An 18,666-nucleotide genomic window follows, 5' to 3' on the forward strand; every position below is an offset into this window, starting at 1 on the left:
TGCCCAGCACCAGGATCCGGATTCCGAGGATCTTTTGCAGACAAGCCCCGCGGGCTGCCCCCTGGTGAGCCCCCTTTTCGCCAGGGCCGCCCCACCCCCCCCCTTCAGACCGGCTGCAGGTCCTGCATGGTGGCCCCCAGGGTACGGGCCAGTTGCGCGGCGCGGTTCAGGCGGACGTGACCGTGCTCCGTGTTCACGACGGTGCTGGGGTAGATCTTGAGCAGCTGGGCCTGAGCCAGGGCGTCGGCCCAGGCGTCGCTGCCCGGGCTCAGGGGGACATTGGCGCGCCCGTCGGTGAACAGCACCAGTTCGGCGTGCGCCTCCTGACGCAGAACCTCGCCGGCGAGTTGCAGGGCGTGCGCCAGCGGGGTCCGCCCCCCGGTCGGGGCGGCGCGCACGGCGTCCTCGGCGGCCTGGCGGTCCGTCGTCCAGCCAAGCCGCAGGTCCGCTCCGCTGCCCCGGAAGGTGATCAGGGCCACCCGGTCGCGCCCGCCACTTTCCGCCAGCAGGGCCATGACTGCGCCCTTGAGCGCGCCCATGCGCCCCGCCACCCCGACGCTGCCACTGGCGTCCGCGACGAACAGCACCCGCCGTCCCGCCTGCTCCTGCCTGACGGGGGCCTGGAAGTCCTGCCGGGTCAGTGTGAAGTCGCCCTGCGCTCCCAGCCCGCGTTGCAGGGCGGTGCGCAGGGTCGCGGGCAGGTCCAGACGCTCGGCCGCCGGATCCGGCTGCGTGCGGATCACCGGTCCGCGCGGCGCGCCTGCCGGTTGCCGGCCCGGGGCGGCCCGGTGCAGCACGATGGGCGCGGCCGGCGTGGCGGCGAAGAACTCGTCCGCGGCGGCCTCCGGCGGGTCTTGGGGGCGGTCAGGCGGGGCCGGTGCGGGCGGTTCCGGTGGGGGAGGCGGCGGGGGCGGCGCGGGGGGCGGCGGAACGGACGCGCGGTGGTTGAGCACCAGCGGGGCTACCGTGTCCACATCGTCCCACGTGACCGTCTCGCGGCCGTGCATCGCGGCGTGAACGCGGGCGGCGCGGTGCAGCACCAGGTCGGCCCGCAGGCTGCTCACACCGGAGCGCACCACCAGTTCGGACACCTGTGTCAGCACCTCGTCACTGACCTGCACGCCCCGCCACCCCTCGGCGGCCTGCCGGAGGCAGGCGCGCAGCGCCTGTTCCTGCTCCGCCCAGCGGGCACAGAACTCTGCCGGGTCAGCCTCGAACGCCATGCGCCGGCGGATGATCTCCACGCGGTGCTCCGGCGACCGGGGGGCCAGCACGTCCACGCACAGCCCGAACCGGTCTAGAAACTGCGGCCGGAGCTGGCCCTCTTCCGGGTTCATGCTGCCCACCAGCGCGAAGCGGGCCGGCTGCTCGGCGCTGAGGCTGTCGCGCTGAACCCGCACCACGCCCATCGCCGCGGCGTCCAGCAGCACGTCCACGAGGTGGTCCGGCAGCAGGTTGACCTCGTCGATGTACAGCAGGCCGCCGTGGGCCTGCGCCATCAGGCCTGGCTGGAGCCGGGCCTCGCCCCGCAGGGCCGCGTCCAGATCCAGGGTTCCCACCACCCGGTCCTCGGTGGCGCCCAAGGGCAGGTTCACGAAGGGGCCGCGGTCCGGGAGCAGGGCCGCCAGTCCCCGCGCGGCCGTGCTCTTCGCGGCGCCCTTGTCGCCCCGGATCAGCACCCCACCCAGGTCCGGGCAGGCGGCCACCAGCGACAGTGCCAGCAGCAGCTGGGGCTGGTGCGCCACGGCCGACAATGGGTACGCGGTCACGCCCGCACCCCCTGGTCGACCCGGAGGATGGTGATGTCGAACGTCCAGGCGTAGGTCCACTGACCGTCCTCTTCGGTCAGGAACGGCCCGAGCGCCGCCAGACTCTCGGATTCGCTCAGGGGAAGGCGCGCGAAGGCCAGCAGGGAGGCGATGTCCGTGAACGTCAGCCTGCGGCGCTCGGTCACGCGCCGGACGTCACAGGTCCAGGCCAGGGCGTCCAGGGCGTCCTGCAGCAGACTCGCCCGGCCGGGCTTGGGAGTGCCGGCCAGCGCGCGGCGCAGTTGCACATGGGGACTGCCGACGCCGTCGTCTTCCAGCAGGTAGAGAGCGCGGCGGCTCAGGCGCCGCAGGGTCAGCAGGGCCGCGCGCAGGTCCGGCTGGTAGGCCAGGGACCAGGCCGCGAGGACCGCGTCATGGGGGGCGACCACTCCCTCCGCCTCCTCGAGGGAGCCGCAGACGGCGCGCACGTGCGCGGGTGGGCCTTTGGCCTGGAGCTGCGCCAGCATGTCGGGCGAGTGGTCCAGCGCCGTGACCTGCGCCACGGCGTCCGCCAGGGGAAGCAGCAGGCGGCCCGTGCCTGCCCCCACCTCCAGCAGGCTGCCCAGCCCGCGCAGGTCCTCCCGCAGGCAGGCGGCCGTGTTCGGCAGCGGCGGCTGGGAGTGGTCGTACCCGGCCGCCTTGCCCTGCCAGAAAGCAAGGTCGCGTTCCGGCCGGTACCGCTCCGACCGGGCGGAGTACACCAGGTCCCGCCAGCGGATGAACGGATCAGCGGGCATGTTCCCCCCGTTCCTCCAGCAGCCCCTCGCTTTCGGCGAGGAGGTCGTGCAGGGCGGCCAGCGTCCCGCTGCCCGCCTTCCACATGCCCCGCTGCTCGGCTTCCAGCAGGCGGCTGGTGATCGCGTTCAGCGCCCAGGGGTTGCTCTGTTTCAGGAAGGCCTGGTTCTCGGGGTCCAGGGCGTAGGCCTGCGCCACGCCCTCGAACATGAAGTCATGCGCGAGCTGGGCGGTGGCGTCGAAACCGAACAGGTAGTCCACGGTGGCCGTCTGCTCCAGCCCGCCCTTGTACCCGTGCCGCCGGATGCCCTCGAGCCACTTGGGGTTCACCACCCGTGAGCGGTACACCCGCAGGGCTTCTTCCTTGAGGTCGCGCACGCGCGCCCGCTCGGGGTTGGCGCTGTCCCCGAAGTACCCTCTCGGCTGCGCGCCGCTGAGGTGCCGGACCGAGGCGAGCATCCCCCCGAAAAACTGCAGGTAGTCGTCACTGTCGAAGATGTCGTGTTCTCGGTTGTCCTGGTTGTGCAGCACCAGCTGCGTCTGGGAGAGGCGGGCCCGGAAGTCCTCGCGGGCGTCGGCGCCCTGCTCGGCGGCCGTGTAGGCGTACCCGCCCCAGTTCACGAAGACGTTCGCGAAGTCCGCGTCCGTCTGCCAGTTGCCTTCCTGAATGAGGTCGAGGATGCCCGCGCCGTACGTGCCCGGCGCACTGCCGAACACCCGGCGGGTGGCGCGCGTCTCCGCCTCGTCGGGCGGCAGGTCACCCAGGCGGCCCTCCAGTTCGGCCAGGTAATGCTTGCGTGGGTAGTTCTGCTCCGGGTCCTCCTCGGCGTGCATGACCAGTTGGAAGGCGTCGTCCAGAAGGTGAATCAGTTGCGGGAAGGCGTCCCGGAAAAAGCCGCTGATGCGCACGGTCACGTCGATGCGTGGCCGCCCGAGTTCCGCCAGGGGAATGAGTTCCACGCCCTCCAGGCGCCGGCTCTGCGGGTGCCAGAGCGGCCGGGCGCCCAGCAGGGCCAGGATCTCGGCCACGTCGTCCCCCTGGGTGCGCATGTTGCTGGTGCCCCAGACGCTGATGGCGACGTGCTCCGGGTACGTTCCGCCGCAGTCCTGCCGGTGGCGGTCCAGCACCTCCCGCGCCAGGTTCTGCCCCACCGCCCAGGCCGCGTGTGAAGGCACGGCCCGGGGGTCGACGGCGTAGAAGTTGCGCCCGGTCGGCAGGATGTGCGCCTGTCCCCGGGACGGCGCGCCGCTCGGCCCGGCGGGCACGTACAGTCCGGCCAGGCCCGCGAGCAGGTGGGTGATCTCCTCGCCGGTGCGGTCCAGGTCGGGCCGCAGGTTCCGGCAGGCGTACTCCAGCGTCAGCGGCAGGGTGGCGTACCCGTCACGCACGCCGAGCGTCAGGGCCAGCACCTCGGGAATCGCCGCCGGGTCGAAGTCCCGCGCCTGCAGCGTCTGGTACAGGTGCAGCGCCAGCTCGTCCAGCAGTTCCAGGGCGTCCCCGTTCGTCTGGACCGCCCGGCCGGCCAGGTTGTTCAGCGCCGGGTCGGCCGCGCGGCGCTGCCCGGGGTGACCGAGCAGGTCCGCGAGGGGCAGGCCCAGCACCTCGGACAGGCCGGCGTGCAGGCCGGGTACGCCCGGGTTCGCCAGGCGGGTGAGCGCCCGCAGCATCTCCGCCTGCTGCTCCCCCTGCGGCGCCTGCCCCAGGACGTGCAGTCCGTCGCGGATCTGCGCGGCGCCCAGTTCGCAGAGGTACCCGTCGATGTCCTCCAGCAGGTGCGCCACGTCCGAGCCGTTCATCTCCGTGATGGTGACGGGCACGCCGTCCTCCGTTTCGGTGTCGTCCCATTCGTGGACGTGGTCCCCATGGTCCCGGCGCAGCATCGTGCCGAGGTCCACGCCCAGGTTGGCCTGCTGCACCAGGTCCCAGATCTGCCCCTGCAACAGCGGCAGCTTGCCCGGGTCGAGCAGTTCCAGCTGGTAGTACTCGTCCACCAGCGCCGCGAGTTCGGCCAGGGGGCCGTACGTGTCCGCGCGGGTCAGCGGGGGTGGCAGGTGATCGATGATGGTGGCGTGCGCGCGGCGTTTGGCCTGCGTGCCCTCCCCGGGATCGTTGATCACGAACGGGTAGAACAGTGGCAGGTCGCCCAGGAAGCTGTCCGGGAAGCAGGAGGCGGACAGGCCCACGCCCTTGCCCGGCAGCCATTCCAGCGTGCCGTGTTTGCCCACGTGAACCATCGCGTCCGCGCCGAAGCCCCCGAGCACCACCGGTTCCCGCAGCCAGCGGTACAGGGCGTAGTAGTGGTGCGTCGGCGGCAGGTCAGGCGTGTGGTAGATCGCGTCGGCATCCATGCCGTACCCGCGCGGCGGTTGCAGGGCCACGAACACCTTCCCGAAAGTCAGGCCAGCCAAACACAGCTGACCGCCGTGCACGTACGCCTCGCCCGGCGCCTTCCCCCACTGCTCGGTCATCCGGCGCTGCTGAGAGGCCGGCAGCTCGGCAAACCAGCTGGCGTACAGCGGCCCGGGAATTCGCACCGCGGCCCTGGACAGCTGGCCCGGCGTCATCACCGTCTGGTCGTAGTTGCTGCGCTCGATGAGCTCGTGCATCAGGGCGTCCGGGGACGAGGGCAGCTCCCCCACGTCGTAGCCCTCCGCGCTCAGGGCGTGCAGGATACGCAGCAGGGACGCGGCCGAGTCCAGGCCCACCGCGTTGCCCACCTGCGCGGCCTTGCCCGTGGAGTTCGTGAACACGAAGGCCAGCCGTTTGTCGCCGTTCGGCCGCTGTCGCAGCCGCGCGAGCCGCAGGGCCGTGCCGGCCAGCCGGGCGGTGCGTTCCGGGTCCGCCACCTGACGCCGCACCTCGCCCTCCTGCTCCTTGAAGGCGAACGGCACCGAGATGACCCGCCCGTCGAACTCCGGAATCGCGACGTTCATGGCGGTATCCAGCGGATTCAGGCCCCGCGGACTGGTCTCCCACGGGCCCCGTCCGCCGCCGAGCGTCACGCCCTGAACCACCGGCACCCCCAGGCGGCCCAACGCGCTGACGTTCCCGCCGGGCAGCGTGACGCCCCCGGCATTGACCTCACCCATCGCGAATGAGAGCGTGGTGACCAGCGCGGAAATGCGCGGCGCCCCGGACTCAGACCGGAGCAGCGCGAACGCTTTCGGGTCCCCCGCCGCGTCCACGTCCTTGAGAGAGGTGGTGAACACCGGCAGGGCGTCGGCCCCCGCGTCGTCCAAGGCCTCCACCAGCGCGTCGATGAAGGCCGTGTTGCCGCTGAGCGCGTGGGCCCGGTAGAACAGGACGCCCACGGCCGGCCGCTGCGGGTCCCGCCACCGCTCCCAGTCGGCCATGGTGGCGTCCTCCGGGAGGCTGGGATGGTAGATGCCGTGCTCCGGGAGCGCCAGCGGCGGCGCCGCGCCGTACCCGGTCATCCGCAAGGTGTCCGAGAGTGACAGCAGCAGCTCCCGCGTGTTCTGCCAGCCGCTCGCGGCCAGGTAGGCCCGGGCCGTATCCAGCGTATGTGCAGGGGCCAGCGAGAGCCGGGCCAGCTCCGCGTCCGGTTCGTTGGTGCCGCTGAGCAGCAGCAGGGTCTGCCCAGCCTTCTGGGCATGCGTGAGCAGCAGGTCGATCCCCGGAACGTTCCGGACCGGTCCGTGCAGCCGGGCGATCACCACCTCGGCGCGCCCCACGTCACCCTGCAGCAGGGTGGTCATCTGCGCGTCGCTGCGGATATTGAGCAGCAGCGCTCCCGTGACCGGGCCAAAATCGTCCGGCAGGGTCTCCCGGGCGGTCCGCAGGTTCAGCAGGTCTGTGTCGGCGTGGCTGAGCAGCGCGACGCCACTCAGTTCGGCCGGCACCTCGGGTGCCGCCGCGGTCACCCGGCCGGCGCCGGCCCCACTGGCCACGTCCCAGGTGTAGTAGTTGAAGGTGTACTCCACCAGTTCCGGCGGGACCGGCAGGTGTCCATCGGCGGCAAGCATGGCGGAGATGTAATCGAAGATCGCCGCCACCAGCCACGGGTCGTTCACCGAGTGGAACCAGGTGTCGCGCCCGTCGAAGACCAGGTGCGCCACGTTGCTCAGCGCGCACGGCCCCAGGCAGCCGCTTTTGGTCAGGTGAACCTGGTTGCGCATCCTGCGGCGGGTCCACTCTTCCTTGTACGCGTCCACCGGCGCCGCGGCGTACCCACGGTCGGTGCGCCCGCAGCAGCAGCCGTGAAAGCAGTAGCTCAGGTGTCCGCGCTTGCGGACCACGTTAATGGTCCGGCCGTCGGCGCGAGTCACGCGCTGCCGCGTCGCTCCCGCGTTCACGCGGCCACCGCAGCGGCGCGCCCGGTCCGGCTCCACACGCGCAGCGCGACCAGCACAGCGAACACCGCGAACCCGAGGGGATTGGCGATCTCCCCGAGATCCACGCCGGCCAGGTCACACAGGGCGAAGGTCAGCGACAGGGCCACGACCATCCAGCCCATTGCCTGGGACGCGAGGCGCGCCCGCTGCGGGTCCGCCTGCTGGCCGCGCTGCAACTGCGCGGCCAGCAGGCCGTCCATGCCGTCGGTCAGGACCATGCCGAGCGTGAACACCAGGCCCAGCAGCAGCGGCGGTACCCGCTCACTCAGCGCCAGTGCCGACAGCTGTGAACTGGTTTCCATGCCCACGGCCAGCAGCAGGCCCATCAGCAGCGGACTGGAGGCGAGGACCGCCCGGCTGGCCGTCCGGGACGGCTGAGCGTGCGGCGCGGCTGGCCGCAGCAGCCGCCACAGGTTCAGGGCCGCGACGCCCAGGAAAAGGTACGGCGCCAGCCAGCCCAGCCCGAAGTTCGCACCCAGGCGGTCCACCAGCAGGGCCAGCGCGGTCACCACCAGTCCATGTCCCAGGCCGAACAGCACCCCGTTCCACCGGCTTGGCCGGAGGCGGGAGAAGCCGTCGATGGCGGCCAGGTGATCGGCGTCCATGCCGTGGCGCAGACCCAGCGCGAACACCAGGGCGAGCGTGGCCGTCATGCCTTGTTCCTGACCGGCCGGGCGGAGCGACAGGCAGGGTTCCGGGGAGGAGGTGGTGGGGTGGACAGGGAAGGGCGCATGGGAACTCCAGCAGGCACAGGCAAACGGCAACGGGACGGGCATGCCAGAAACGCCCACTCCGGTGGGGGCCGGAGTGGGCGGGAATGCAGGTGTTCGTGCATTGACCGACTGACTCGCTGCTGGCCCTCTGATGGCGAGAGGTGCGAAGCCCGGAGGCGCCGCGTCCCTGAGAGGCATTCGGACTGATGGGCCAGGCCCCATTACCGCTGCGCAACAGTGCCGGAATCTCACCGGACTTCCCCTGATTCAGGTATGGGGACTCTACCACCTGACGTCTGGAGGGCGTCCAGGGGCACAGCCTCTGTCGGGGCAGGTTTCTGGTTCGTCCAGCCTCCATCTGAGAGGTGAGTTCTTCTGTCCGTCGTTACGATAATGATAACTCATTCTCAATTCTTTGGTATGGTCCTCACCGTGAAGCTCGTACTCCTCCTCGCCTGCAGCCTGACCACGGCGGCCACCGCTGCCACCTACCCGCTCACCATCAATCACTTCAGCGGCGAAACCACGCTCCGCAAACCACCTGCGCGCACCGTGGCCCTCGGCCCCCACGCGCTGGACCTGCTGCTGTCCCTCGGCGTTCAGCCGGTTGGCTACGGCGAGGCCGCACAACTGAGTGTGAACAACTACGGCAGCCCCATCCGGCAGATCCGGTACCTGGGCAGCCGGGTCAAGGGCACCCCCGTGAACGTCGGGGACCGCTTCAAACCCAACCTGGAAGTCGTCGCCAGCCTGAAGCCCGACCTGATCGTGGGGGAGAACTACGCCAGCGACTCGTACACGGCCCTGAACAAGATCGCCCCCACCGTCCTGCTGCACGGCATTCACAGCGGCGACTGGCAGAAGAACATCGTCACCCTCGCCCAGGCCCTGAACCGGGAAGGGCAGGCCAAAGCGGTCATCGCGCGCCACGCCCGCATCCTTGCCGGTGCCCGCACGGCCATCCCCGCACAACTGCGCGGCAAGAAGGCCTTGGTCGTCTGGAACGCGGGCGGAGCCAGCCGGAACCTCTACACCATCCTCGGGCCGAAGGACTGGACCGGCGGATTCTTCGAAAACCTAGGCTTCAAGCTCGAACTCCCTGCCCGGCGGGACACCACCCTGACCGACGGCTACGCCCAGATCAGCAGCGAAGCCCTCAGCTCCCTGAACCCGGATGCCGTTTTCGTGATCGCCAGCAGCAAAAACACCGTTGCACAGGCCGCCCGGGACTGGAAGGCCAACGCCCTGGCCCAGACCCTGCGGGCCAGCCGGCAGGGCCACGTGTACTTCCTGGACGTTCAGCTGTTCAGCCGGATTCGCGGGCCCATCGCCGAGGAGCTGATGGTGCAAGAACTCCTGCGCCAGCTGCGGTGACGAAGCTTCACCCCGCACTGCACCCGTAACGTCCGTTTCAGCCTCGACAAGATCACCGGCCGTGCAGGCCGCACGGCTCAGGCCGGGTAACGCCGCGTCAGCGCCACTCGAAGCCGTAGGTCTGGTACCAGTCTCCAGCGGCACAGATCGCGGACGAGCGGTACGTGCCGCCGTTGTTACGCCAGACGCCATCCACGTGGCCAAACCGGTTCGCGACGCCGTTGTCGTAGCACTTCACGAAGAAGCGGTACTGCGAGAGTGGAGCGTCCCGGCTGCACCAGCCCGACTCATTGGGCACCACCTTGCACAGACCCGAGGCCGCGGACTGTTGACCGCAAGGGGCAAGGAGCGTGCCGAGAACCAGGGAAACGCAAGGAGAAAGGCAAGGAGCGTTCAGGAGCGAGGCCGTCGCCGTCATGCACCTGAGCCCGGCCTTCCACCGAAAAACTCCAGAAAGGGATGTGTGAACCGGTTGACATCGGACGGCCCTGGCAATCCTGCGCAGCCCCCTGAGGCGCTGTGACGTGGGGACTCGCCCGCTCGCCTGTCGCTACCGACCCTGCAGCATCAAGCCGATCAAGAGGGAGGCGTCGAGGCACAGGAGCAGGACGGACAGCCGCGTCACCCACTGCTCCGGGGTGACCCGCTTCTTCCGCCCTCTACGTCGCCGCTTCCTTCCCACAGGCCCGAAACCCTAACACAGCCGCTTCATGGGGAACCTGGCGCCGCTGTTCTCGCACCCGCTCATTGGCACGCACACCCGCCCTCCCGTGGCGTGCACAGGGAGCAGCGACATGAACAGTCAACCGGCACCGTTCGGACGTTGGGGCGGCCTCGCCGCCACTGTGGTAGGCCTTCTTTTCATTTTGGTTCAGGCCATTCACCCCGCTGAGACCCTCGCCGCGGTCACCACTTCCCGCTGGGCCCTCGTTCACGCCCTCACGATGGTGATGCCGCTGTTCGGGTTGCTGGGTCTGACGGCCCTTCACACCCGGCAAGCCGGTGCGGCCGGCTGGCCCGGCGTAACCGGGTACATCCTGCTCAGCCTCTGGCTGATTCTGGTGGCGGCCTTCACCTTCGTCGAAGCCTTCATACTGCCGCTGATCGCCGCGAGTTCACCCGGGTTCGTACAGAGCTTCCTGGGGCTCTTCAGTGGCCGGCCCGGTGAGATGGACCTCGGGGTCCTCGCGGCCGCTGGCCCGCTCTCAGGCCTGCTGTACATGCTCGGTGGCCTGCTCTTCGGCCTGGGAACGGTCCAGGCCCGCGTGCTGCCCCGGCCGGCTGGCGTGTCCCTCGCTGTCTCCGCGCTGCTGCCCGTGGTGGTTTCTGTGCTGCCACACGCTATGCAACGCGTTGCGGCCGTGCCCATGGGCCTGAGCCTGGCATGGCTCGGGTACGCGCTCTGGCAGGACTGCCAGGCTGACCTGCCAGCAGTGACGTCGCTGGCCCGGCAGCCCGGTGAGGCCTCCCTGCCCGAAGCCCTCCGTTGAAGACGCTGTGGCACGGGTGAGATCCGGTGCCGTGCGACCTATCGCTCCTGTATTCCAGGTCCATCGTGGGCTGGCAAACCCGGAGCGGCGTACCCGATCGAAATTCACCTTTTGTTTCAGCCGAGGTAGAGCAGTGGTCCCTGGGTTAAGGAGGGGCTTCAGCGCAAGGAAAGCCGCAGGCCCGAATGCGTGGGTCCAGTGGGATCCCCTCCGGGATGGTGGGGCATGATGCACGAAACCTGGCAGGCTACCGGCCCATCGGCCGGTTCGCGGCCACGCTCATCTGTCCGGGTGCGTACAGCCGCGCCGTTTGCAGTTTCCGGATGCTTTCCTCGATGGCGTTCGTGTGGTTCACCAGGGTCCAGGCCACGCCCCGCGCGTCTTTCACCACCACGCCCGGACCGCTGGCCGCCGGCGTCCAGGTGCCCCGGGTGACCTTCCCTCCGGCCTTCCAGAGGTAGGTGCCGTCCCCGTTGATCTTCAGCGCCTCTGACGCTGCTGCGTATGAGAATTCCCGGTAAAGGTCCTTGCCGTCCGTGCGGGTGTTCACTGCCATCACCTCACCGAGTCGCCACTCGCCGACGAAAAAGCCAGTCCAGTACGGGCTGCGCGTGACGTGCGCCACCTCGCCCCAGGCGTAGTAGTCCTTCCAGGTGGGCTGGTCGAGCTGGGAGATCAGGTACTTCCGGTCCTGCTGGGAGCGGACCTCCTCAATGACGCCGCGGCGCCACCCCGTGGAGGTCCAGAACTGCACCAGCTCCCCGACGCGGAAGTGTGTGAACGCCGGCCAGCGGGCCTTGTCTGTCCAGGCACGCGGCGTCACGCCCCGGGCGGAGGAGGCCTTGTTCGGCGCGGCCACAGGCGCCTTCGCCGGCGCCGGGGTCTTCAGGGGCGGCACCGCCACCTTCACCGGGGCCGGTCCTGCCGCGGCCACGAGCAGCGCCACCATCTTCTTATCGCCGTAGAAGTGCGCCCAGTCCAGCGCCGTCCGGCCCGTGTCGTCCTTGATGCCCAGGTCCGCGCCCTGGTCGATCAGGAACTGCGCGATGGCGTGCTGCCCGCCTGACACGGCCCCCATCAGGGCGGTTTTGCCGCCGTAGGGAAGCTGGTAGTTGATGTCCGCTCCCATGCCGAGCCAGGTCTTGATCTCGTTCAGGTACCCGCCGGTGGCGTCGCGGTACATGCGTCCGGCCAGCTCCTGCAGCGTCTCCCCGGCGGCCAGGGCAGGGGTGGACGCGAGGGTCAGGACCACGGTCATGGTGAGGAGACGGTGCATACGTCATGCTATGGGTCACCGCTTTCACAATCATTGCAGGCGAACTGCGGCTGGCGGGGGTCACCTCAGGCCCATACCTGGGTGCGGCGCGGACGCATGCGCCTCGCTGCGTCCGGCCTGTCGGCGCGCAGCCGATTTCGTTCAGGGGGTGGCCGATGCCGAGCCCGGGCCGGTCACCGCTGCTCGTCGCGGGACAGGGCGTGGTCCGCTTCACGGAGCAGGCCCTCGCCGGTGGCGTCGCCTGCGCTCAGTGTGGCCACGCCGATACTCAGCTCGACCTGCGGCCCGTCCAGGTCTGCGGTCCTCACGGCGGCGCGTATTCGCTCCCGCACCACCTGCGCTCCGACGAGGTCCGTCTGCGGGAGCAGGATCGCGAACTCGTCCCCGCCCCACCGGAACACCTCCAGCGGCCCGCCCTGACCCGCGGGCCGGAAGACGACGTCGCTTTTCCTCAGCTCGCGTTGCAGGGCCGCCCCCACCCGCACGAGGGCTTCGTCGCCCGCCCGATGTCCACGCGTGCCGTTCAAGGTCCTGAAGGCCCGGATGTCCGCCAGCAGCAGCGACAGGGGGTGCCCGTGCCGCCTTGCCCGGGCCATTTCCTGCGTCAGGACTTCCATGAACGCCCGCCGGTTGGGCAGGCCGGTCAGGGGATCTGTTCTCGAGGCGGCGTGCACCTGCGCCCGTAGGTGAGCCTCGTGCAGGAGCAGGGCGGCCTGCTGCCCGAACGATTCAGCCAGGACGATCGATTCCTGCTCGAACGCCTCGGGATCCGTCATGGAGTCCACGTTCAGGAAGCCGTACACCTCGCCCTGGTACAGGATCGGCACCCCGATGTTCGCCTGGAGCGTCTCGACGCTCGGCAAGGTGTCCTCCACGCGCACCCCGTGAAGGTCGTAGCCGGTGCCCTTCACGGACAGCAGGCCCTTGGCCATGATGCGCGGCACGCCCCGGCTCCAGGCCTCCTCGCCCAGCCCGTACCAGGTGTCCCGCATGTCGGCCATCGTGAACGTCACGCCCTGGAGTTCCATCTCGTCGAAGGTCACGCTCGCCGCGAAGCGGAAACCTCCATCCTCCCGGATCAGCAGCGACCCGCACTCCGCCCCCGGAATCGTCGCCAGCGCCCGTTCCAGCAGCGGCTGGTACGCGTCCTGCAGTTTCGCCGTCAGCAGTTCCCGGCGCAGGGCCGGCAGGCTCTGCATGTACCGGAGGGCCTGCTGACGTTCGACCTCCAGGCCCAGTTGGTGTCCCAGGTGACTGAGCAGCGTCCGGTCCGTGCCCAGCCACTCCCGGCCCGGGGCGTCCAGCCAGAACGCCGCGCGAGGGCGGAACTTGCCGCCCAGCGGCAGCAGCACCCCGTCGGGTCGCACCTGCACGTCACCGCCCCGGATCACGCCCAGGTCCCCACGCGTGAGGGCGGGCACGTACGGTGAGCCGGCGTCCCACTCTCTGCGGCGCTGCACCGTCCCGCCCGTCACCACCAGGCCGGCCAGGCCCCCCAGCTGGTAGATGCGGCAGAGTTCCTCGGCGAACCAGGCCAGAGAAGGGTTCATCTCGTCGCGGCGGGCGAACTGTTCAGCCAGGGCGTTCACGCGCTCATGCCGGTCCACGGCGACCAGCCGGGCATGCTGCTGGTTCACCACGTGCATAAAGGCCTGCTGCTCTGCGGGCAGGTCAGCCGCCATTCGCGCGAACGGGCGCAGGAGTTCTCCCGTGTCGTCGGGGTTCAGGGTGAACGGCAGGGCCGGATCGGCGGCCAGGGCAGCCTGCAACTGGGCGCGAAAGGCGGTGACGGAGGTGACGGCGCTGAGGGCGGTGATCAAGGCGAAGAGAGGGGGCATGCGGCCGGTCACCTCCAGGGCTCCATTGGACGTAATGCCAGACTATGCAGCAGACCGGGCCAGCGCACTCGACCCTGACGCCTCACCGCTCATCATCGCTTCATGCCCCGCCGGGGCGGCCTGCGGGAACTCGCCTTCATTCACGGGGGCGCTGCGGCATGTGTGTCCCAGGCGCCTCCCACTGCGGGTCAGCGTGCAGCATGGGAGGACCTTTCGCCCCGGCCACGTACGCTGGCCGTGGGCGGGGGGTGGACCGCACCAGGTTTGCCTGGGGAAGGGACTGCGGGCGCATCGTTACGGAGAGCGCATGAACATAGCTTGAATGGGCCTATGCCGCCATCAACCATGGCCTCGAGGGGCGCCGATTTACCGGGAGGTCCAGAGGGCGGTGGGTTGCCGACCAGCGAGATGGGCGAGTGTGACCATCACGGTGGTGACCACCTGGCCGACACCCCACACGGGCTGCTGTTTCAGGGCAATGATCAGGGCGGCGCAGAACAGGAGACCTGCGAGGCCGGCTGGGGCGCCCCAGCCTGAGTGGGCTTGCTGGTGGCCGTGCCATGCGGCGCGGGCCAGCAGCAGGGCGGTGCCGAGCAGTCCGGTGATGATGAGCAGCCAGAGCCAGGCGGTGGGGGTCATGGGAACCTGTGCATAGGACATAGGGAGCGGGTGGCGTGGTCGGGAAGGTCTGAGTGGGACGCGGACCACATGTATAAAAATTAACAATTCCTTAGCACACTTTTCTGACGTGTCTGGATTCCGTGGACGCCATTGGTGATCCTGATTCACACCGCTGTTGAACTTTGCTCCGAACAGGGCCTTCACTCCACTGTGCTGTCAGGCTGAGGACAGAGCAGCTTTCTATGCTGACCTCATGAGCGCAGGAGCCCACCTCAACGACCTCCTCGACAACCTCGCGCTGCTGATCGCCGGTGTCACCCTGATCACCTTCACCTACCGCCCCGGAAGTGCGCCCGACTCGCTCGCCCGCCTCTCCGTCCGGTACGCCGCCACGGTCGCCCTCGGCCTGTACCTGATGCTCCACAGTGTCACCCTCGCCCCTGGGCTCATCTTCGATTTCCGCGCCGTCGTGATCGCCCTCGTCGCCCGCCGATACGGCGTGCTCCCCGCCCTCCTGGTCGCCCTGCCGCTGGCCGCCTACCGCCTCTTCCTCGGGGGACCGGGGGCCGGCCCCGCCCTGCTGCAACTGGTGCTCGTGGCTGTGCTGGGCGCCTGGGGCACCGGCTGGATCCAGCTGCGAACGCCCTTCCAGGCCGAACCTCTGACCCGGCGGCTCTGGCGCCCCGTTCCCCTGTTTGCCGGCGCGAACCTGATCTATTTCCTGGCCTTCGCCGCGGCAGGCCGCTCCTCGGTGGACGCCCTGCCCATTTACGTCGCCAGCACCCTCCTGAGTGCCCTGGGGCTGTTCGTCGCGTTCGAGGTCAAGCACAGCCGCCTGCGGACCCTGGCGCGCACCACGCACCTCGGTTACCTGGCCGCCGTGGATCCCCTCACCGGGTGCTACAACCGCCGGCAATTCGATCAGGACCTGCCGGGCCAGGACGGGACGGGATCCCTCCTGCTGCTGGACATCGACCACTTCAAACGCGTGAACGACACGTACGGGCACGGCATGGGAGACCGGGTGCTGATCGCGCTGGGCGAGGCTCTGCAGGCGAACGTGCGGGCCAGCGACCGGGTGTACCGCCTGGGCGGAGAGGAATTCGCCGTGCTGTTCAGTGGCCTGTACACCACCCGGATGGAGGAGGTCGCAGAACGGCTGCGGCAGGCCGTTGAAGCCCAGGTGGCGACGGCCGTGCCGCTCGCGGGCGCAGGGATCACGTTCTCCGGCGGGCTGGTGCCCGTGCAGGGCGACAGTACTCACGTGCTCAACGCCGCCGATCAGCAACTGTACGCCGCCAAGCACGCAGGCCGGAGCCGCATCTGCGGCACCGTGAAGGCCGCCTGACGCTGCGTCCGGGTGCGGCAGAAGGCTGACGGGACCGGCCATTCCACCGTCTGGATCCGGCGGCAGTCCGGACAAATGGCGTGATTTAGCCCTCCGCTTTAAGGTTCAGGCATCCCGCAAGTCCATGTTCATATCTGGTCAACGCAACCAGGACTTGACCTGGGTGGGTGAGATTGCATCTGGGTCAGTACCCATGGGCGGTCCCGGTCCCCTTGCCCCGCTGTTGGACTTGGCTTCAGCCTTCCCAGTCGGGACGCAGGGATCTGGGCCGCTTCCCGTCGATGTCCGTGAACCCGTAGTCGTCACCGAGTTCGGCCGCCACGAGCACCTGACCTGTCTTCGTGAAGACGTTCGGGTCACCGGCGAGCGCCGCGACGGCACGGCCGATGAACTGGGGCGACTCGGAGTTGGACAGGTCGAACGCGCCTTCCGGAGCCAGCATGACGCCCTCGGTCCTCACCAGGCCAGGGTAGAGACTGACGCTCGTTACACCGTGTGGCCGCAGGTGGTTGGCCATCGCCAGGGCCATCCGGTCGGTGGCATTCTTCGCCAGGAAGTAGGGAATGCCCTCGGTGTCCTGGTGACGCTGCGCAGCGAAAAACGAGATTCCGACGATCAGTCCCCGCGTCCTGAGCAGCAGCGGCGCGGCCAGCTGGCTCGTGACGTAATGGGCCCGGACGCCGGCCGCGAACATATCGTCCCAGATCGACGTAGGCTGTTCCCAGAACGGCGAGTTCCATTTCTCACCGCGTTCATCCCAGAGGTGCAGGCCCTCATAGCCGCCCCAGACGTTGTTCACCAGTATGTCCAGCCGGCCGTGCTCCTGCTGAATGCGCTCTACCACCGCCCGCGTCTGGGCGTCGTCAGTATGGTCGCACTGCACGGGGGCGCCGTGACCGCCGAGCGCGGTCACCTCCCGGGCCGTGTCCTCAAGACTGCCTGCCAGGAAGGGCATGTGCGTCGAGCGGCCCGCGAGGGTGCGACCGGTGACGTACACCGTGGCGCCCGCCTCGCCGAGCCCGAGGGCCACGCCGCGACCGATGCCACGCGACGCGCCGGTCACGAGCGCGACCTTCCCCTGCAAAGCTGATGTCATGGGCCAGCATACCGGGTGACGATGGGCGGTGAAATCGCCCGCTCGTGCAGTGCCGCATGACGCTCTGCCTCCGCTGTGGAGAGCCTCCCCCTAAGCCACTCCACGGACGCGTGTGAGGGTGACCCGATATGGCGTAGATGGAGATAAGCCTCGAACATAGGAGGCGCCATCATGACGAACCGAAGAATCCATACCGCCGAGTTCAAGCGAGATGCTGTACAACTCGCCCGAACCAGCGGCAACCTCGCGGGCACCGCCCGCGACCTGGGCATCAACGCCTCTTTGCTGCGGAAATGGATGAATGCCGAGCAGCAGAGGGGGGAATCCGCCTTCCCCGGTCAAGGGAAGCAGGTGTTGACCCCGGAGCAACAGGAGATTCAGCGACTCCGCAAAGAGAACGAGATTCTGCGTCAGGAGCGTGAAATCCTGAAAAAAGCAGCGGCCTTCTTTGCCAAAGAAATCACACGATGAGGTACCAGTTCATCCGAGACCACCGCGAGCAGTACCGCCTGGACGTGATGTGCCGGGTCCTGGAGGTATCGGTGAGCGGGTACCACAGTTGGCGGAGAAGGCCGATTTCCAAGCGCACGCAGCAGGATGCGCTGCTCCAGCAGCGCATCCGAGACACTCACCAACGCAGCAAAGGACGTTACGGGGCACCACGCGTTCACGCAGAACTGCGAGCTGAAGGTCTCCGGGTCTCCCGGAAGCGGGTCGCGCGCCTGATGCGCCTGGGTGGTCTGCGGGCCAAAGGAAAGCGCCGTTGGGTGCAAACCACGCACAGCAGTCACACCATGCCGGTCTGCCCGAATCTGCTGGCACGCCAGTTTGAGGTGCAGCAGCCGAATCAGGTGTGGGCGTCAGACCTGACGTTCCTGCCCACCCGGGAAGGCTGGCTGTACCTGGCCGTCACCCTGGACCTGCATTCGCGGGCGGTGGTGGGCTACGCCATGGACACGCAGATGCCGGCCACCTTGCCGCTGGCTGCCCTTCAGATGGCTGCCCGGCGCCGTCTTCCATCTCCCGGTCTGATGCATCACAGTGACCGGGGCAGTCAATACGCGAGTGGGCTCTTTCAGGCAGAACTGGCCCGCATGCGGGCCAGAGGCAGTATGAGCCGCAAGGGGGATTGCTGGGACAATGCCGTGGTGGAAAGCTTCTTCAGCTCCCTGAAACGGGAGCTGATGGACGAGAACATCTTTGAGACTCGAGAGGTGGCCCGACAGGCGGTGTTCGAATTCATCGAGGTCTTCTACAACCGCCAGCGTCGCCATTCCACCCTGGGCTACTTGACGCCCCACGAGTTCGAACGGCAAGCTACAGCCGCTTAACTTCAGCTACGCAGTGTCGGGGCAAGCCCAGTGTTCCAGCCTCTTGGCTTAGCGTGCGGGCATGCTTTATGTCATCGGTGGCGCTGCTGGCTCGGGGAAGTCCACCATCCTCCCCCTCCTGCGTGCGTCTCTCCCCACGGTGGAGTGGCACGACTTCGACGAACGCTGGAAGGGCGGCGGGAAGGTCGAGCGTCAGCACCTCCTTGAAGAGTGGATGCAGGCCGCGCTCCAGGCGGAAGGGGATTTCGGCCTGCTCGGTCCGTGCCCGCTGGGCGAAGTGCTCGCCGCGCCCTCCACGCCGAGACTGCCAGGCGTTCGACATCTCCTGCTGGACGTGAGCGATGTCGAGCGCATCGCGCGACTGCGCGCCCGGAGTGACGGACTCGCGTCACAGGACATGCTGAACTGGGCGGCGTGGATGCGGGCCCATCAGGCTTACCCGGACTGGCGTCCTGACGTTCTGATGGACGGCAGCTGGCATGAAATGTGCTGGGCGCGATGGCATGAACGCCCCGGTGTGTCGTGGCCTGGAGTGACCGTCGACGTGACCGGTCTGACGCCTGAGCGGACGGCCATACGCGTGGTGACCTGGATCAATGGCCCAGCTGCCCCGCGCTGAACGAACCCGGTTCGCCTCGGGTGTGAGCCACCCGTTGATTGAGACGTCTTTCTCGGCGCCCTGA

General features: G+C 68.8%; 14 protein-coding genes and 1 riboswitch. Of the genes, 5 read left to right on the top strand and 9 right to left on the bottom strand.

Annotated features, from left to right (window positions below; all coding sequences use genetic code 11):
• Positions 1 to 104: 104 nt before the first annotated feature.
• From DFI_RS16455 to DFI_RS16470, 4 genes are read right to left on the bottom strand one after another with little or no spacing between them, the layout of a single operon-like run.
• Positions 105 to 1,769 (bottom strand): VWA domain-containing protein, encoded by a 1,665-nt coding sequence (locus DFI_RS16455; RefSeq protein ID WP_027464145.1) that lies wholly within the window; start codon positions 1,767 to 1,769, stop codon positions 105 to 107.
• The gene (locus DFI_RS16460; protein WP_027464146.1) at positions 1,766 to 2,545 is read right to left on the bottom strand and encodes a class I SAM-dependent methyltransferase; all 780 of its coding nucleotides are present in this window, start codon (positions 2,543 to 2,545) and stop codon (positions 1,766 to 1,768) included. The genes DFI_RS16455 and DFI_RS16460 overlap by 4 nt, the downstream gene beginning before the upstream one ends.
• Positions 2,535 to 6,830 carry a cobaltochelatase subunit CobN gene (gene cobN / locus DFI_RS16465; protein ID WP_244940381.1) on the bottom strand — a complete coding sequence of 1,432 codons (4,296 nt, stop codon included), beginning with the start codon at positions 6,828 to 6,830 and terminating at the stop codon, positions 2,535 to 2,537. Before cobN ends, DFI_RS16460 begins: the two co-directional genes overlap by 11 nt.
• A gap of 23 nt (positions 6,831 to 6,853) precedes the next feature.
• Complete coding sequence (locus DFI_RS16470; RefSeq protein WP_027464148.1) at positions 6,854 to 7,549, bottom strand: HoxN/HupN/NixA family nickel/cobalt transporter; 696 nt, start codon at positions 7,547 to 7,549, stop codon at positions 6,854 to 6,856.
• A gap of 232 nt (positions 7,550 to 7,781) precedes the next feature.
• Positions 7,782 to 7,896, bottom strand: a riboswitch (cobalamin riboswitch).
• 145 nt (positions 7,897 to 8,041) lie between these two features.
• On the opposite strand from DFI_RS16470, the gene DFI_RS16475 reads away from it, so the two are divergent.
• Positions 8,042 to 8,983 carry an ABC transporter substrate-binding protein gene (locus tag DFI_RS16475; protein ID WP_027464149.1) on the top strand — a complete coding sequence of 314 codons (942 nt, stop codon included), beginning with the start codon at positions 8,042 to 8,044 and terminating at the stop codon, positions 8,981 to 8,983.
• Positions 8,984 to 9,080: 97 nt separating this feature from the next.
• Here the strand turns inward: DFI_RS16475 and DFI_RS20330 are convergent, their stop codons facing one another.
• Positions 9,081 to 9,281 carry a hypothetical protein gene (locus DFI_RS20330; protein WP_155864605.1) on the bottom strand — a complete coding sequence of 67 codons (201 nt, stop codon included), beginning with the start codon at positions 9,279 to 9,281 and terminating at the stop codon, positions 9,081 to 9,083.
• 496 nt (positions 9,282 to 9,777) lie between these two features.
• On the opposite strand from DFI_RS20330, the gene DFI_RS16480 reads away from it, so the two are divergent.
• Entirely contained in the window at positions 9,778 to 10,473 is a 696-nt protein-coding gene (locus DFI_RS16480; RefSeq protein WP_211235370.1) for a hypothetical protein, read from the top strand.
• Between the two features lie 247 nt (positions 10,474 to 10,720).
• On the opposite strand, the gene DFI_RS16485 is transcribed toward DFI_RS16480, so the two are convergent.
• The 3 genes from DFI_RS16485 to DFI_RS16495 form a co-directional block, all read right to left on the bottom strand.
• Complete coding sequence (locus DFI_RS16485) at positions 10,721 to 11,749, bottom strand: ankyrin repeat domain-containing protein (RefSeq protein ID WP_051308273.1); 1,029 nt, start codon at positions 11,747 to 11,749, stop codon at positions 10,721 to 10,723.
• Positions 11,750 to 11,922: 173 nt separating this feature from the next.
• A complete protein-coding gene (locus DFI_RS20995) occupies positions 11,923 to 13,587 on the bottom strand; it encodes a GGDEF domain-containing protein (protein ID WP_155864606.1) in 1,665 nt (554 codons plus the stop codon).
• Between the two features lie 366 nt (positions 13,588 to 13,953).
• On the bottom strand, positions 13,954 to 14,226 hold the full coding sequence (locus tag DFI_RS16495) for a hypothetical protein (RefSeq protein ID WP_027464150.1): 273 nt from the start codon (positions 14,224 to 14,226) through the stop codon (positions 13,954 to 13,956).
• 235 nt (positions 14,227 to 14,461) lie between these two features.
• Between DFI_RS16495 and DFI_RS16500 the strand changes: the two genes are divergently transcribed.
• Entirely contained in the window at positions 14,462 to 15,556 is a 1,095-nt protein-coding gene (locus tag DFI_RS16500; protein ID WP_027464151.1) for a GGDEF domain-containing protein, read from the top strand.
• 235 nt (positions 15,557 to 15,791) lie between these two features.
• Here the strand turns inward: DFI_RS16500 and DFI_RS16505 are convergent, their stop codons facing one another.
• Positions 15,792 to 16,652: an SDR family NAD(P)-dependent oxidoreductase gene (locus tag DFI_RS16505; protein ID WP_027464152.1), complete on the bottom strand. Its 861-nt coding sequence runs from the start codon at positions 16,650 to 16,652 to the stop codon at positions 15,792 to 15,794.
• Between the two features lie 171 nt (positions 16,653 to 16,823).
• Between DFI_RS16505 and DFI_RS16510 the strand changes: the two genes are divergently transcribed.
• Together DFI_RS16510 and DFI_RS16515 are read left to right on the top strand one after the other, a co-directional pair.
• Positions 16,824 to 17,983, top strand: a protein-coding gene (locus tag DFI_RS16510; protein WP_118375897.1) for an IS3 family transposase whose coding sequence is annotated in 2 segments (ribosomal slippage) — positions 16,824 to 17,088 and positions 17,088 to 17,983 — 1,161 coding nt in all. Because the reading frame shifts where the segments join, the coding sequence is not laid out codon by codon here.
• 61 nt (positions 17,984 to 18,044) lie between these two features.
• Positions 18,045 to 18,602, top strand: coding sequence for a hypothetical protein (locus tag DFI_RS16515; RefSeq protein WP_051308232.1), 558 nt, complete (start codon positions 18,045 to 18,047; stop codon positions 18,600 to 18,602).
• Positions 18,603 to 18,666 lie beyond the last annotated feature (64 nt).

The organism is Deinococcus ficus (assembly GCF_003444775.1).
In the GTDB taxonomy this organism is placed as follows: domain Bacteria; phylum Deinococcota; class Deinococci; order Deinococcales; family Deinococcaceae; genus Deinococcus; species Deinococcus ficus.

Bases quoted from the DNA above. Each gene is read 5' to 3' on its own strand.
- DFI_RS16495 (WP_027464150.1), bottom strand. From the start codon at position 14,226: ATGACCCCCACCGCCTGGCTCTGGCTGCTCATCATCACCGGACTGCTC.
- DFI_RS16505 (WP_027464152.1), bottom strand. From the start codon at position 16,652: ATGACATCAGCTTTGCAGGGGAAGGTCGCGCTCGTGACCGGCGCGTCG.
- DFI_RS16460 (WP_027464146.1), bottom strand. From the start codon at position 2,545: ATGCCCGCTGATCCGTTCATCCGCTGGCGGGACCTGGTGTACTCCGCC.
- DFI_RS16500 (WP_027464151.1), top strand. From the start codon at position 14,462: ATGAGCGCAGGAGCCCACCTCAACGACCTCCTCGACAACCTCGCGCTG.
- DFI_RS16485 (WP_051308273.1), bottom strand. From the start codon at position 11,749: ATGCACCGTCTCCTCACCATGACCGTGGTCCTGACCCTCGCGTCCACC.
- DFI_RS20995 (WP_155864606.1), bottom strand. From the start codon at position 13,587: ATGCCCCCTCTCTTCGCCTTGATCACCGCCCTCAGCGCCGTCACCTCC.
- DFI_RS16480 (WP_211235370.1), top strand. From the start codon at position 9,778: ATGAACAGTCAACCGGCACCGTTCGGACGTTGGGGCGGCCTCGCCGCC.
- DFI_RS16515 (WP_051308232.1), top strand. From the start codon at position 18,045: ATGCTTTATGTCATCGGTGGCGCTGCTGGCTCGGGGAAGTCCACCATC.
- DFI_RS16470 (WP_027464148.1), bottom strand. From the start codon at position 7,549: ATGACGGCCACGCTCGCCCTGGTGTTCGCGCTGGGTCTGCGCCACGGC.